At 63.6% G+C, this 1,197-nt stretch carries 1 protein-coding gene; it reads left to right on the top strand.

Going from position 1 to position 1,197, the window contains the following annotated elements; genetic code table 11:
• The first annotated feature begins 236 nt into the window (after positions 1–236).
• On the top strand, positions 237–1,187 hold the full coding sequence (locus ACJMKX_RS17960; RefSeq protein WP_405228435.1) for an IS110 family transposase: 951 nt from the start codon (positions 237–239) through the stop codon (positions 1,185–1,187).
• Positions 1,188–1,197: the final 10 nt, after the last annotated feature.

Below are 1,197 nucleotides of genomic sequence, written 5' to 3'. Positions count from 1 at the left end.
ATCGGGCCTGAAGGCCCTTGTATGGTAGTCGGCGCCTGAAATCAGGAAGATGAAAGGCGCCGGGATGGGAGGGACACAAGGCCCTTCTGACCTGTCGGTACAGACTGTAGGAGACCTCGTCCCCATCCCCTCACCAAAAACGCCTATGAGGAATCCAGCTGTAGCACCAGCCGATTGATACCAAGGTTGCGTCGGTGAGTTCCCGGCTTTCACGGCATCTAACCGCGGAGGTCATTGTGGCAAAAGAAGTAGCTGAAATCACGCTGGGCGTCGACGTCTCCAAGGACACGCTCGTCATCTACGACTGGGACAGCGGTGAGCTCAACGAACTGGCCAACGACCCAGAGAGCATCCAGGGCTGGCTGAGAGGGTTAGCGGGACCGGTCAGGCTAGCGGTGGAGCCCACCTCGAGCTATCACCTGGCGATCGTCGAGGCCGCCCAGCGGCGCGGCTACACGGTGTATCTGGTCAACCCCCGCCAGCTCGCCCACTACCGCGAGGCGGTCAACGCGCGCAACAAGACCGATCCTGCCGATGCCTGGCTGCTGGCCCGTTATCTGGCGCATGAGGGCGGGCAGTTGCGCCCCTTCGAGCCCGCCTCGGGCCAGGCGCGCCAGCTCTGGGCGCTGCTCAGCCGCCGCGCGGTCGTGGTCCAGTCCCGCAACCAGCTCACCCAGAGCTTCCGCGAAGTGGGCTTCTCCGCCCGGGGGCTGATGAACGAGATCCGACGCATCCTCAAGCGTCTGGATGAGCGCCTCCTGGCTCTGGTCAGGGCGCTTGGCTGGGAGGGTGACTACCGCCGTGCCCTGTCCATCCCCGGCATCGGCCCGCTCAATGCCGTCGCCCTGGTGGCCACCTTCCACCGCGGGGCCTTCGCCAGCGCCGACGCCTTCGTCGCCTACTTAGGCTTAGACGTTCGAATCAGGGAATCCGGGATGTACGAGGGCAAGAGAAAGCTCACCAAGCGGGGACCGGCCGAACTCAGGCGCCTCCTTTACTGCGCTGCCAAGCCGGCTCGCACTTACGCTCCCTTCGCCGATTACCACCAGCGCCAGCTCGACAAAGGCCTCTCGAAGATCGCCGCCAACTGCATCCTGGCGAGAAAACTCGCCCGCATCGCCTTCACCCTGATCAACCGTCAGCAGACCTTCCAGAAACAGGAGATCGCCTATAGCCAAGCGCCATAGAATCTCCTAC

This window comes from Lentisalinibacter sediminis (assembly GCF_040706615.1).
In the GTDB taxonomy this organism is placed as follows: Bacteria; Pseudomonadota; Gammaproteobacteria; order Steroidobacterales; family Woeseiaceae; genus Lentisalinibacter; species Lentisalinibacter sediminis.
The sequence above is the reverse complement of the archived record's forward strand: the minus strand, read 5'-3'. Positions and strand labels throughout refer to the sequence as shown.